Origin of the sequence: Pseudomonas sp. JDS08PS003, from assembly GCF_045013505.1 — a bacterium.
GTDB lineage: Bacteria > Pseudomonadota > Gammaproteobacteria > Pseudomonadales > Pseudomonadaceae > Aquipseudomonas > Aquipseudomonas protegens_B.
Map to the genome: position 1 here is coordinate 851,983 of NZ_CP120724.1, position 13,139 is coordinate 865,121.

11 protein-coding genes are annotated in these 13,139 nt (G+C 62.9%); all 11 read right to left on the bottom strand.

Going from position 1 to position 13,139, the window contains the following annotated elements; all coding sequences use genetic code 11:
* Positions 1-83 precede the first annotated feature (83 nt).
* Complete coding sequence (locus tag P7C00_RS03830; RefSeq protein WP_123723472.1) at positions 84-680, bottom strand: MarC family protein; 597 nt, start codon at positions 678-680, stop codon at positions 84-86.
* A 63-nt stretch (positions 681-743) separates the two neighbouring features.
* Positions 744-3,530 (bottom strand): response regulator, encoded by a 2,787-nt coding sequence (locus P7C00_RS03835; protein ID WP_346636314.1) that lies wholly within the window; start codon positions 3,528-3,530, stop codon positions 744-746.
* Positions 3,531-3,630: 100 nt separating this feature from the next.
* Complete coding sequence (gene purD / locus P7C00_RS03840) at positions 3,631-4,920, bottom strand: phosphoribosylamine--glycine ligase (protein ID WP_346636313.1); 1,290 nt, start codon at positions 4,918-4,920, stop codon at positions 3,631-3,633.
* Between the two features lie 189 nt (positions 4,921-5,109).
* Positions 5,110-6,717, bottom strand: coding sequence for a bifunctional phosphoribosylaminoimidazolecarboxamide formyltransferase/IMP cyclohydrolase (gene purH / locus P7C00_RS03845; protein WP_346636312.1), 1,608 nt, complete (start codon positions 6,715-6,717; stop codon positions 5,110-5,112).
* An 82-nt stretch (positions 6,718-6,799) separates the two neighbouring features.
* On the bottom strand, positions 6,800-7,120 hold the full coding sequence (gene fis / locus P7C00_RS03850; protein WP_003186237.1) for a DNA-binding transcriptional regulator Fis: 321 nt from the start codon (positions 7,118-7,120) through the stop codon (positions 6,800-6,802).
* The gene (gene dusB / locus P7C00_RS03855) at positions 7,117-8,130 is read right to left on the bottom strand and encodes a tRNA dihydrouridine synthase DusB (protein WP_346636311.1); all 1,014 of its coding nucleotides are present in this window, start codon (positions 8,128-8,130) and stop codon (positions 7,117-7,119) included. Before dusB ends, fis begins: the two co-directional genes overlap by 4 nt.
* 196 nt (positions 8,131-8,326) lie before the next feature.
* A complete protein-coding gene (locus P7C00_RS03860; protein WP_404938161.1) occupies positions 8,327-9,634 on the bottom strand; it encodes a DUF3426 domain-containing protein in 1,308 nt (435 codons plus the stop codon).
* A 30-nt stretch (positions 9,635-9,664) separates the two neighbouring features.
* Entirely contained in the window at positions 9,665-10,543 is an 879-nt protein-coding gene (gene prmA, locus P7C00_RS03865; protein ID WP_102862993.1) for a 50S ribosomal protein L11 methyltransferase, read from the bottom strand.
* A 233-nt stretch (positions 10,544-10,776) separates the two neighbouring features.
* Positions 10,777-12,138 (bottom strand): acetyl-CoA carboxylase biotin carboxylase subunit, encoded by a 1,362-nt coding sequence (accC, locus tag P7C00_RS03870; RefSeq protein ID WP_123726009.1) that lies wholly within the window; start codon positions 12,136-12,138, stop codon positions 10,777-10,779.
* 17 nt (positions 12,139-12,155) lie between these two features.
* On the bottom strand, positions 12,156-12,611 hold the full coding sequence (gene accB / locus P7C00_RS03875) for an acetyl-CoA carboxylase biotin carboxyl carrier protein (RefSeq protein WP_152685916.1): 456 nt from the start codon (positions 12,609-12,611) through the stop codon (positions 12,156-12,158).
* 24 nt (positions 12,612-12,635) lie between these two features.
* On the bottom strand, positions 12,636-13,091 hold the full coding sequence (aroQ, locus tag P7C00_RS03880; RefSeq protein WP_025130565.1) for a type II 3-dehydroquinate dehydratase: 456 nt from the start codon (positions 13,089-13,091) through the stop codon (positions 12,636-12,638).
* Between the last annotated feature and the right edge of the window lie 48 nt (positions 13,092-13,139).

Consider the following 13,139-nt stretch of genomic DNA (forward strand, 5'->3'; position numbering starts at 1 on the left):
GCTGGAGCTGGCCCAGTGCCGGTGGGTCGTTGAAGAGTCTGCATGCGTTGCCTGTCGCTTGATTTGAGTATTGTCTGGCGGACCTAAGGGACCAGGTAGCCCCTGACTCCGGTGAAGATGATTTGCGCCGCCAGGGCACAGACGAACAGTCCCATCAGCCGGCTGACGATCTGCAATCCCTGGTCGCCGAGGATGCGTTCGATGCGGTTGGACAGGTACAGCACCACGCCCACGGTGAGGCTGGCCAGGGCGATGCTGAGGATGGCAGTGAGCTTGTCGTCCCAGTGGGGCTGGCTGACCCCCATCACCAGCAGGGCGCCGATGGTGCCCGGGCCTACGGTCAGGGGAATGGTCAACGGTACGATGGTCACGTCCTGCTGCACGTTGTCGGTCTGTACAGCCGACTTGCCCTGGGCCATGCCCAGGGCCGAGATGAACAGCACACTGCCCGCACCGATGCGGAAGGCATCCACGGTGATGCCGAATACGCTGAAGATCACCCGCCCGAACAGGTACAGCAAGATGCTGGAGACCAGGGTGGCCAGGGCGACTTTCCAGGCCAGGCGTCGGCGTTCCTTGGAGGAGTAGCCCCGGGTCAGGCTGATGAAGCACGAGAGGACGAAGAACGGGCTATAGAGCACCAGCATCTTCAGGTAAACGCTGAACAGCACGTGGAGCATGGCAGGAGCTCACGACTAGGGAGGGCGAGCCAGAGTTTAACAGGCGCTGCAGAGGCTGTCGGCTCAACTGGTGTGTGCGGCGCTGCGCTCGCGCAGGTCGCGCTGGGTGACCCAGTGTTCCACCAGCTCGCGCAGTTGCGAGAGCTCCACCGGCTTGGCCATGTGCCCGTCCATGCCGGCCTGGCGCGCGCGCTCCTTGTGCTCGGCGAGGATGTGCGCGGTCAGCGCCACCACCGGGGTGCGCACCCGTTGGTTGCCGACCTCCCAGGCCCGCAACTGCTGGGTGGCGGAGAAGCCGTCGAGCACCGGCATTTCGCAGTCCATCAGCACCAGGTCGTAGCGCTTGGCCTTCATTGCCTGCAGGGCCTCCTCGCCGTTGCTGGCGGTGTCGGGTTGCAGGTTGAGCTTGCCCAGCATGCCGCGGATGACCTTGGTGGAGATGCTGTTGTCCTCGGCCACCAGAATGCTGAAGTCGCTGGGCACAGTGACCGGCGCCGGGCCGGGTGTCGGACTCAGGGGCATGTTGTAGGGGGCGGCGGGCGCCTTGTCACGCTGGTTGAGCTCGTCGGCCAGGGTGGTCTTGAGGGTGTAGCCGGCCACCGGCTTGGCGAGGATGCGCTTGATCCCGGCATTGCGCGCAATCACCTTGCTGGGCGCGTTGCTGATGCCGGTGAGCATGATCAGCAGGATGTCGTGGTTCAGGCTTGGGTCTTCCTTGATCTTCGCCGCCAGTTGCATGCCGGTCATGCCGGGCATGTTCTGGTCCAGCAGCACCACGTCGAAGTAGTCCCGCAGGTGCGCCTTGGTCCGCAGCAGGGCCAGGGCTTCCTTGCCCGAAGGCACGGCACTGACGTTCAGGCCCCAGGCGCTGCATTGCTGCACCAGGACCTTGCGGCAGGTGTCGTTGTCGTCCACCACCAGCACCCGTGCGCCCTGCAAGGGACCGTCGAGGTCGGCGGTGGGATGCTCCAGGCGCTCGGCGTCCAGGGGCAGGGTCAGCCACAGGGTGCTGCCCTGGTTGGTGCCGCTCTTGATGCCGAATTCGCCGTGCATCAGCAGGATCAGCTGACGGGCGATCACCAGGCCCAGATTGCCGCCCAGGCGGGTGGTGGCGAGGAAGTTCTTGCTGTGCAGCTCGGTGTGCAGCAGCGCCTCGCGCTCTTCGGTATCCATGGGCTGGCCGCTGTCTTGTACGGCAATGCGCAGGCGCGGCTTGCTGCTGCGTTCGTCGAGGGCGACGACGATCAGCACTTCGCCTTCGTCGGTCTTCTTCAGGGCGTTTTCCAGGAGGCTCAGCAGGGCCTGGCGCAGGCGTGTCGGATCACCGCTGATGACCCGAGGCACCTGGGGCTGGATAAAGCTGATCAGCTCGACGTTCTGCTGCTCGGCCTTGGCCCGGAAGATACTCAGGCAATCCTCGATCAGGGCGTTGAGGTCGAACTGCACGTCGTCCAGTTCGATCTGCCCGGATTCCAGCTTGGAGATGTCGAGGATCTCGTTGATCAGGGTCAGCAGCTCGTTGCCGGCACTGTGGATGGTCTGCACGTAGTCGCGCTGCTTGACCGACAGTGGGGTGCCCAGCAACAGCTCGGTCATGCCCAGCACGCCGTTCATCGGCGTACGGATCTCGTGGCTGATCTTGGCCAGGAACTCGGCCTTGGCATTGACCTCGGCGGTGCTGGCGGCCAGGTCGCGGCTGACGCTGAAGCGGTTCTCGGTGATGTTGCGCTGGCGCTCGCCCAGGGCAATGCTCATCAGCAGCCCGGCGATGCACACCACGCTCAGCAGGGTGACGATCAGCCCTTGCGGCGCCACCAGGGTCAGGCCCAGCAGCGCCGGAAGTATCACCAGGGTGCCGAGGTTGAAAATCACCATGGCGGTCACGAACAGCCGAGCCGGACGGTAGCCCTTGTGCCAGTGGTAGCCGCCGACGAACAGCATGCTCAGGCCGGCCAGGGCCACCAGGCCGTAGGTGATGATGTTCAGCGGCAGGGTGCTGACGAACAGCAGCAACAGACCGAACAGGCCGATCAGCAGGATATTGCCCAGCAGCAGGCGGTTCAGCGGGTGCGGACCCAGTGGCGCAAAGAACCGGTAGGCGAACATCATCCCGCAGGGCGCGGTCAGCAGCAGGGCCACATAGGCGCCCGGAGTCTGCAGCGCTTGCCAGTCCGGCAGCCAGGGACCGAACAGGTTCAGCAGCATCAGCAGGCTGAGGGTCAGCAGGCCCTCACAGGCTGCCAGCCACAGGCTGCTGCGTGATCGGGTGTAGGCGAAGCGGGTGAGGTTGTGCAGGATCAGCATCGCCAGGCAGCCGAACAACAGGCCGTAGATCAGCGTCTGGCTCTGGTCGGCGGCGCCCATCACTGCCGATTGCAGGGTGATGTAGGGACGCAGTTCATGTTCGGACACCAGGCGCAGATAGACGTCCAGCGGCTTGGCACTTTGCGGCAGTGGCAGTATGAAGTCGCTGCTGGGCAGGGGCTTTTGGGCTTGCGACTGGCTGGAGCCGGTGTTCACTTGTTCGATCAGCTTGTCGCCGTCGAGCACGTAGAGATTCAGGTGGGACAGGTCGGGGGCGAAGATCCGCAGGATCTGCTCGTGGGTCCCCGGTTGGAGCTTGAAGCGCAACCACAGGGCGCCATCGGGTTCGGCAGCGGTCAGCTTGTCCAGCTCGATGGGGCTGAACTGGTTGGTGTAGCGCGGGGAGCGGATGTCACTGAGCTGCAGGTCGGCCTGTTCGTCGAGCAAAACCGCCCAGCCACTGCCTTGAGCGGCCAGGGCCGAATTCAAGCAGAGCAGGGTCAGCAATGTGACGGTGAAGCCTAGGGCAGTCCTGAGCCAGCGCACGGCGAAATCCCTTCATTGGTTGATGCCTGATTATAACTATGCGCGGCGTAATGACCGCACGGCAAGGGCGCAAGGCCCTTGCCGGGGGGCACTGGCAGCTTTACTCCTGGCCGCGCTCACGAGCAATGGCACGGTAGCCGATGTCGTTGCGGTAGAAGCAGCCCTGCCAGTCGATCTTGGCCGCCAGGCGGTAGGCTTGCTGCTGGGCTGCATCGACGCTGTCGCCCATGGCGGTGGCGCAGAGTACCCGGCCGCCGGAAGTCACGACCTGACCGTCCTTGAGTGCGGTGCCGGCGTGGAACACTTTGCCTTCCAGTGCAGCGGCGGCGTCCAGGCCAGTGATGGCCGCGCCCTTGGCATAGTCACCAGGATAGCCGCCGGCGGCCAGGACGATGCCCAGGCTTGGGCGTGGGTCCCACTGGGCTTCGACCTTGTCCAGGGCCTGGGCCAGGGCGGCTTCCACCAACAGCACCAGGCTCGATTGCAGGCGCAGCATCACCGGCTGGGTTTCCGGGTCGCCGAAGCGGCAGTTGAACTCGATGACTTTCGGGTTGCCAGCCTTGTCGATCATCAGGCCGGCATAGAGGAAGCCGGTGTAGACGTTGCCTTCCTCGGCCATGCCGCGCACGGTGGGCCAGATCACCAGATCCATCACCCGCTGGTGCACTTCGGAAGTGACCACCGGTGCCGGCGAGTAAGCGCCCATGCCACCGGTATTGGGGCCAGTGTCGCCGTCGCCGACGCGTTTGTGGTCCTGGCTGGTGGCCATGGGCAGCACGTTCTTGCCATCGACCATGACGATGAAGCTGGCTTCCTCGCCGTCGAGGAACTCCTCGATGACGACGCGGGAACCGGCATCACCGAAGGCATTGCCAGCGAGCATGTCGCGCACGGCTTCCTCGGCTTCGGCCAGGGTCATGGCGACGATCACGCCTTTGCCGGCGGCCAGGCCGTCGGCCTTGATCACGATCGGCGCACCTTTTTCCTGCAGATAGGCCAGGGCCGGCTCGATCTCGGTGAAGTTCTGGTAGTCGGCAGTCGGGATCTTGTGGCGTGCGAGGAAGTCCTTGGTGAAGGCTTTCGAACCTTCCAGCTGCGCGGCGCCGGCGGTTGGGCCGAAGCAGTCCAGGCCACGGGAGCGGAACAGATCCACCACGCCGGCCACCAGCGGCACTTCTGGACCGACGATGGTCAGGGAGACGTTTTTCTCGGCGAAATCCGCCAACTGTTCCAGGGCCAGGACGTCAATGGCGACGTTCTCGCACTTGGCTTCGATGGCGGTACCGGCGTTGCCCGGGGCGACAAACACTTTCTGAACCCGTGGGTCCTGAGCGACTTTCCAGGCCAGAGCGTGTTCACGACCGCCGCTACCAATGATCAGTACATTCATTTCAAAAACCTCGGATGACGCTAATTCTGTTTTGGAACCTGAAGAGCTGCACGCCTCAGGAGGTTGCAATGGCAGTGGTAGATGCAAGGCGGAGCCCACCTCGATGAGCGCAGTTGCCTGTTGGCAATGAGCATCATCGAGGTGGGCTCCAACGCAGCAGATGCCGGTGTCAGTGCGACCGTTGTCGTATCAGTGACGGAAGTGGCGCATGCCGGTGAAGACCATGGCAATGCCCGCTTCGTCGGCTGCGGCAATCACTTCGTTGTCACGCATCGAGCCACCGGGCTGGATCACCGCGGTGATGCCGACCTTGGCGGCGTTGTCCAAGCCGTCGCGGAACGGGAAGAACGCGTCAGAGGCCATTACCGAGCCCGCTACTTGCAAACCGGCGTGCTCGGCCTTGATGGCGGCGATCCGCGCCGAGTTCACACGGCTCATCTGGCCGGCGCCGACACCGATGGTCTGGCGGTTCTTGGCGTAGACGATGGCGTTGGACTTGACGAATTTGGCGACTTTCCAGGCAAAGATCAGGTCGTGGACTTCCTGTTCGGTCGGGGCGCGCTTGGTCACTACTTTCAGGTCGTCGGCACCGATCATGCCGATGTCGCGGCTCTGCACCAGCAGGCCACCGTTGACGCGCTTGTAGTCCCAGGCCGGTACGCGGTCTGCCGACCACTCGCCGCAGGCCAGCAGGCGCACATTGGCCTTGGCGGCGACGATGGCGCGGGCTTCTTCGCTGACGCTCGGGGCAATGATCACTTCGACGAACTGACGCTCGACGATGGCCTTGGCGGTGGCTGCATCCAGTTCGCGGTTGAAGGCGATGATGCCGCCGAAGGCCGATTCGGTGTCGGTGGCGTAGGCCAGTTCGTAGGCCTGGCGGATGCCGCCTTCAGCGTCCGGGCTCACCGCCACGCCACAGGGGTTGGCGTGCTTGACGATGACGCAGGCCGGCTTGACGAAGCTCTTCACGCATTCCAGGGCCGCGTCGGTGTCGGCTACGTTGTTGTAGGACAGCTCCTTGCCTTGCAGTTGGGTGGCGGTGGCGATGCCGACTTCGGCAGGCTTGGCTTCCACGTAGAACGCCGCGCTCTGGTGCGGGTTCTCGCCGTAGCGCATTTCCTGGGCCTTGATGAACTGGCTGTTGAAGGTGCGCGGGAATTCGCTGCGACCTTCTGTGCTGAGGGTCTCGGCAGCCTGGTTCACGGTGCCCATGTAGTTGGCGATCATGCCGTCGTAGGCGGCGGTGTGTTCGAAGGCCTTGAGCATCAGGTCGAACCGCTGGGCGTAGGTCAGGCCACCGGCCTTGAGGCTTTCCAGGATGCCGGCGTAGTCGCTGGCGTTGACCACGATGGCCACGTCCTTATGGTTCTTGGCCGCCGAGCGGACCATGGTCGGGCCGCCGATGTCGATGTTCTCGATGGCGGTCGGCAGGTCGCAGCCGGGCTTGGAAATGGTGGCTTCGAAGGGGTAGAGGTTGACCGCTACCAGATCGATGGGCTTGATCCCGTGCTCGTTCATGATGGCGTCGTCGATACCGCGACGACCGAGGATACCGCCGTGGATTTTCGGGTGCAGGGTCTTGACCCGGCCGTCCATCATTTCCGCGAAACCGGTGTAATCCGCGACTTCCACTGCGGCCACGCCGTTGTCCTGCAGCAGTTTGAAGGTCCCGCCGGTGGAGAGGATCTCCACACCGAGGGCTTCCAGCTCCTTGGCGAATTCGAGGATCCCGGTCTTGTCGGAAACACTGATCAAGGCGCGGCGGATCGGCAGGCGGGTAGTCTGGTCGGTCATCTCAATTTCCATCAAAAGCAAAGGAGTCAGCAAAAAAGGCGACCGTTTTTTACGCGGGCGCCTTTCTGGTTTGATTGAATGCTTACAACAAATCGTACTGCTTGAGTTTCTTGCGCAGGGTGCCGCGGTTCAGGCCCAGGAGTTCGCTGGCCTTGGTCTGGTTGCCCTTGACGTAGTTCATCACGCTTTCGAGCAACGGAGCCTCGACTTCGGAGAGCACCAGGTTGTACACGTCCGTGACGGCAGCGCCCTCAAGGTGGGCGAAATAATTGTGCAGCGCCTTCTCGACACTCCCGCGAAGGGTCTGGCCTTCTTCGCTGGGTGTATTGAGGTGCTGTTTCAAATTCACGTTGTCGCTCACGGGTGTAGTTCCACTCACTAAAGTCTCGGTCATCATCGTCATGCGGCCACCCCCTCTCCGTCCCCTGTTTCCAGGCTCTTGTAACGTCCGGCAAAGAACTCACGAACGTTGGCGCATTGTGCTTCCGTATCTTCCAAACGATTGAAGTGGGCGCGAAACTCCCTGGCGCCCGGCAGGGTTGCGAGATACCAGCCCACATGCTTGCGCGCAATGCGGACGCCCATGACCTCCCCATAGAAGGCATGCAGCGCGGCCAGGTGCTCTAGCAGAATACGTTCCACTTCGAACAGCTCCGGTGCCGGGAGGGTTTCACCGGTACGCAGGTAGTGTTCGATTTCACGAAAAATCCATGGCCGCCCCTGGGCGGCCCGGCCGATCAACAACCCGTCGGCCCCGGTGGCGTGCAATACCTGCCGGGCCTTCTCGGGCGAGTCGATGTCGCCGTTGGCAAAGACCGGAATCGACACCGCCTGCTTGATCGCGGCAATGGTGTCGTACTCGGCTTCACCGGTGTACAGATCGGCCCGGGTCCGACCGTGGACCGCCAGTGCCGTGATGCCCGCCTGCTCGGCGATCTTCGCCACCGTCAGGCCGTTCTTGTTCTGCCGGTCCCAGCCGGTGCGGATCTTCAGGGTGACCGGTACGTCCACCGCGGCCACCACCGCCTGGAGAATCTCGTTGACCAGGGCTTCGTCTTTCAGCAATGCGGAGCCGGCAGCCTTGTTGCAGACCTTCTTCGCCGGACAACCCATGTTGATATCAATAATCTGTGCGCCCAACTCGACGTTGGCGCGGGCGGCGTCTGCCAGCATCTGTGCATCGCCACCGGCAATCTGTACCGAGCGTGGCTCGGGATCGCCTTCGTGGATCATGCGCAACCGCGATTTGCGGCTGTTCCACAAGCTCATGTCGCTGGTGACCATTTCCGAGACTACAAGGCCCGCGCCCAACTGCTTGCAAAGCTGACGAAAGGGCTGGTCGGTGACACCCGCCATCGGGGCGAGAATCAAGCCGTTGTGCAATGTATATGGGCCGATGCGTACCGCCGACATAGGACTTCCCTGTTGTGGGGCCGGATCATGAGAGTTCGAAAAAGGGTTGGCATGATACCCGCTCTCGATGACTGGATAAAGGCTGAATTGGATAAAATCTGAACAGTTCTTCCGTTATCGCCCGGGGATCAATCTGAGCGATGCAGTCATAAATCTGTCGTCAATCCAGAGTTGTCCGTTAGTCTGATCAGCCGATTCACTCGGGCGAGTGGAAACTCAGACTGTAGTTCACGGCTTTCGGTCCGGGGTCGAGAATATCCAGGGCGATGTGAATCGGCGTCTGCGGCGGCATTTCCGCCACATCCTGCATCTCGCCGCCCAGATATTCCCCGGGTTTGAAGCTGCGGCTGGCAATCAGATGGCCGTTGAGGTCGGCGAAGCGCAGCTCCAGCAGTGGGAAGGGTTGGGAGAAGGGCGCGCGGTTATAGATGATGGCGTCCACCACCAGTGCTCCGCTGAATTCCGGGTGGCTGCGCACCACCAGGTTGCTGCTCTTGATTCGGGCGATATCCACGCGGGACGGTACCGTACAGCCAAATTCCGGGCACAACTCCTGGAACCACGGGCGGTACTGATCCTGGCGTGCGAGCTCGTCGAAGTGATACGCGACGTATTGCCCCACCAGGCCGCCGGCGGCCAGCAGGATCAGCAGCAGCCAGAGCAGGTGCCGGCCCCAGGGGGAGCGGCGTTTCTGCCAATCGAGGTGGATTGGGTCGTCCACAAGGTCCAGCAGTACATCTTCCTGGACTCCGGGCTCGCTGCGTTCGCGGCGTTTCTTGCCGGGGGTGGCGGCTGGTGATGGTTCGTCGTGTTCGGCGGCGTCTGTGTGAGCCTGGGCCTCGAAGGGTTCCAGGTCGTCGTCCTGGCGCAGTTTCGGCGCCTTTGGTTCGTCATCCAGATCCGCCAGGTTGAAGGACAGCGACGGCTCGGTGCGGCTGGGGCGGGCCGGCTCGGGTTCAACGTCGTCCTGATGTGCCTGGGCCTTGAGGGGGGCCGGCTCTGACTCGTCGTGCTCGCCGGCGCTGCCGAACAGGCCGTCGGGCCAGTGGGTTTCATCGGCGTCCTGAGGGTCGCGACGGGCGCTGAGGCTGTCTTCCTGGTGTTCGCGTTCCTGGCCAAAGGCCTTGGCCGGCTGAATCTCCCGCTGCTCGAGCTTGGCCAATTCCTCGTCGAGGTCCAGGTGATCCAGGTCCATTTCGGCAGCCGACCATTGTTTCTGGCTGATGGCGCGCTGGGGAGGTGCCGCCGCAGGCGTAGGTACGGGGGCGGGCTGCTGTTCGGGTTTTGGCGTCGCTGCTACCGCAGGCGCGGTTGCCGGTTTCGCCGCCGGCCTGGATGTTGCGCTTTCCTTGGCGGCGCGCTGCTCAAGCAACTGCCGCGCGGCGTTGAACACCTGCAGGCAGGAGCCGCAGCGAACCACCCCGCGAGCCACGCTCAACTGAGCATGGCTGACACGGAACCTGGTTTGGCAATGCGGGCATTGGGTGACGAAACTGTCGGTCATGCGGCCATCCGGATTATGCAGGCGGCCATTCTAGCGCCGACGGCCGGTGATGCGCACCCAGCCATCGAGGGTGGCGATCGGGTCCAGATCGAAGTCCTGGGCATAGGCGGCAGCCACTTCCTCACCTTGTTCGGCGAGGATGCCAGAGAGTGCCAGGCGTCCTCCGGACTTCACCAGACCCGACAGCTGCGGGGCCAGGGAGACCAGCGGGCCGGCCAGGATGTTGGCCACCAGCACATCGGCCTGGACCTGGGGCAGTTGCTCGGGCAGGTACAGTGGGAACAGTTCGTCGGCAATACCGTTGCGCCCGGCGTTGTCGCGGGAGGCTTCCAGTGCCTGCACGTCGATATCGGTGCCGACCGCTTGCTTGGCGCCCAGCAACAGGGCTGCGATGGCGAGGATTCCCGAGCCGCAGCCGAAGTCCAGCACGTTGCAGTCCTTCAGGTCCTGGCCGTCCAGCCACTCCAGGCACAGCGCGGTGGTCGGGTGGGTGCCGGTGCCGAAGGCCAGGCCCGGGTCTAGCAGCAGGTTGACCGCGTCAGGCTCCGGTGCAGCGTGCCAGCTTGGAACTATCCACAGGCGCTGGCCGAAACGCATCGGCTGGAAGTTGTCCATCCAGCTGCGTTCCCAGTCCTGGTCCTCGATGACTTCGCTATGGTGCTCGGGCAGCGGGCTGCCGGTCAGCAGTTCCAGGTGAGCGAGCACGCTGGCGGCTTCGGTGCCGCCCTCGAACAGGGCCAGCAAGTGAGTGTGGGACCACAGCGGGGTGGTGTTCAGTTCGGGTTCGAAGATCGGCTGATCCTCGGCGTCCATAAAGGTGACCGAGACGGCACCGACTTCAAGAAAAGCGTCTTCATAGGTTTCGGCTTGTTCTGGGCTGATGGCGAGACGGACTTGCAGCCAAGGCATGGCGGGCACCTTTGAAAATATGTGATGTGCAGCCTAGCGGGCCGCGAGAAGCGCGCAAGTTTACGCGAGACGACCCGCAGGAGCGAGGGGGGATGCCGAGTGCTTGGTCGCGATGACGATTGATCAGGGAATGGCCGCTGCGCGGTTCGCGAGCAAGCTCGCTCCTACAGGGCTGTGGGGGCGGATACGACAAGGCCGCTCGAAAGCGGCCTTGTCGGTGTGGCGAGTGCCGATCAGTGTTGCTCGGCCAGCTTGTGCTCGAGGTAGTGAATGTTCACGCCCCCTTTGCAGAAGCCTTCGTCACGGGTCAGATCGCGGTGCAGCGGGATGTTGGTCTTGATCCCGTCGACGACGATTTCGTCCAGCGCATTGCGCATGCGCGCCATGGCTTCGTCACGGGTCGCCCCGTAGGTGATCAGCTTGCCGATCAACGAATCGTAGTTCGGTGGAACCGCGTAACCGCTGTACAGGTGCGAGTCGACGCGCACGCCGTTGCCGCCCGGAGCATGGAAATGCTTGACCGTGCCTGGGCTTGGCATGAAGGTTTTCGGGTCTTCGGCGTTGATCCGGCATTCCAGGGCGTGACCGCGGATAACCACGTCATCCTGGGTGAACGACAGCTTGTTGCCGGCGGCGATGCTGAGCATCTCCTTGACGATGTCGATACCGGTCACCATTTCCGAAACCGGGTGCTCTACCTGTACGCGAGTGTTCATCTCGATGAAGTAGAAGCGGCCGTTCTCGTAAAGGAACTCGAACGTACCGGCACCGCGGTAGCCGATGTCGATGCACGCCTTGACGCAGCGGGCGAAGACTTCCTGGCGCGCAGTCTCGTCGATGCCCGGTGCCGGCGCTTCTTCGAGGACTTTCTGGTGACGACGCTGCAGCGAGCAGTCGCGGTCGCCCAGGTGGATGGCGTTGCCCTGGCCGTCGGACAGCACCTGAACTTCCACGTGACGTGGGTTGGTCAGGAACTTCTCCAGGTAGACCATCGGGTTGCCAAACGCTGCGCCGGCTTCGGAGCGGGTCAGCTTCGCCGAGGCGATCAGGTCTTCTTCCTTGTGCACCACGCGCATGCCGCGACCACCGCCGCCGCCAGCGGCCTTGATGATCACCGGGTAGCCGACTTCACGGCCAATGCGCAGGGCAGTTTCTTCGTCTTCCGGCAGTGGGCCGTCGGAACCTGGAACCGTAGGAACACCGGCCGCGATCATGGCGTGCTTGGCGGAAACCTTGTCGCCCATCAGGCGGATGGTGTCAGCTTTCGGGCCGATGAAGGCGAAGCCGGAGTTTTCCACCTGTTCGGCGAAGTCGGCGTTTTCCGCCAGGAAGCCGTAGCCGGGGTGGATTGCCGTAGCGCCAGTGACTTCAGCGGCCGCGATGATGGCCGGGATGTGCAGGTAGGACTGCGCGGCTTGCGCAGGCCCGATGCAGACGGATTCGTCCGCCAGGCCCAGGTGCATCAGCTCCTTGTCGGCCTTGGAGTAGACGGCGACGGTCTTGATCCCCATTTCCTTGCAGGCACGCAGGATCCGCAGGGCGATTTCGCCGCGGTTGGCGATCAGGACTTTTTCCAACTTCGCAGGCTTCAACATCAAAGACTCTCCGCGGTTCAAACGATGGTGAACAGCGGTTGGTCGTACTCAACCGGCTGGCCGTCTTCGACAAGAATGGATTCGATCACACCGCTGGTTTCAGCTTCGATGTGGTTCATCATCTTCATCGCTTCGACGATGCACAGGGTGTCGCCTTTCTTCACGCTCTGGCCGACTTCAACGAAGGCTGGCGAGGTAGGCGAAGATTTGCGGTAGAAAGTACCGACCATTGGCGAGCGGGCTACGGTGCCGTTCAGCGCAGGTGCGGCGGGTGCGGCAGGAGCGGCGGCCGGTGCGGCTGCGGCAGGTGCAGCTACGGGTGCGGCAACGGGAGCCGGTGCGTAGTACTGCTGGGCTGGAGTCTTGCTGTGGCGGCTGATGCGTACGGACTCTTCGCCTTCCTTGATCTCCAGCTCGTCGATGCCGGACTCTTCCAGCAGTTCGATCAGTTTCTTAACTTTACGGATATCCATGAATCATCAACTCCCAAGGGTCGGTCAGGGGCGTTTAGCTTGTTGTTCAAGCTGCTCTAGTGCGGCCTCCAGGGCCAGTCGGTAACCGCTGGCGCCAAGGCCGCAGATCACTCCCACCGCAACGTCGGAGAAGTAGGAGTGATGGCGGAAAGGTTCGCGTTTGTGCACGTTGGACAAATGCACTTCGATGAATGGGATGCTCACCGCCAGCAGCGCGTCACGTAATGCGACGCTTGTATGCGTAAAAGCTGCTGGATTGATCAAAATGAAGTCCACGCCTTCATCGCGGGCAGCATGGATACGTTCGATCAATTCGTACTCGGCATTGCTCTGCAGATACTGCAGATGATGCCCGGCATCACGGGCCCGCTGCTCCAGATCCTGGTTGATCTGGGCCAGGGTGGTTGCACCGTAGACCCCCGGTTCACGGGTGCCGAGCAGGTTCAGGTTGGGTCCGTGAAGAACCAGTAGGGTGGCCATCGGTTGTTCCTTGTTATCGGGGTGCTGTTGTCAGAACCCGGCGACTAT

Coding starts and splice junctions, on each gene's coding strand:
- fis (WP_003186237.1), bottom strand. CDS start 7,120: ATGACGATGATGACCGAGACTTTAGTGAGTGGAACTACACCCGTGAGC.
- P7C00_RS03830 (WP_123723472.1), bottom strand. CDS start 680: ATGCTCCACGTGCTGTTCAGCGTTTACCTGAAGATGCTGGTGCTCTAT.
- prmA (WP_102862993.1), bottom strand. CDS start 10,543: ATGCCTTGGCTGCAAGTCCGTCTCGCCATCAGCCCAGAACAAGCCGAA.
- purH (WP_346636312.1), bottom strand. CDS start 6,717: ATGACCGACCAGACTACCCGCCTGCCGATCCGCCGCGCCTTGATCAGT.
- dusB (WP_346636311.1), bottom strand. CDS start 8,130: ATGTCGGCGGTACGCATCGGCCCATATACATTGCACAACGGCTTGATT.
- aroQ (WP_025130565.1), bottom strand. CDS start 13,091: ATGGCCACCCTACTGGTTCTTCACGGACCCAACCTGAACCTGCTCGGC.
- P7C00_RS03860 (WP_404938161.1), bottom strand. CDS start 9,634: ATGACCGACAGTTTCGTCACCCAATGCCCGCATTGCCAAACCAGGTTC.
- accC (WP_123726009.1), bottom strand. CDS start 12,138: ATGTTGAAGCCTGCGAAGTTGGAAAAAGTCCTGATCGCCAACCGCGGC.
- accB (WP_152685916.1), bottom strand. CDS start 12,611: ATGGATATCCGTAAAGTTAAGAAACTGATCGAACTGCTGGAAGAGTCC.
- purD (WP_346636313.1), bottom strand. CDS start 4,920: ATGAATGTACTGATCATTGGTAGCGGCGGTCGTGAACACGCTCTGGCC.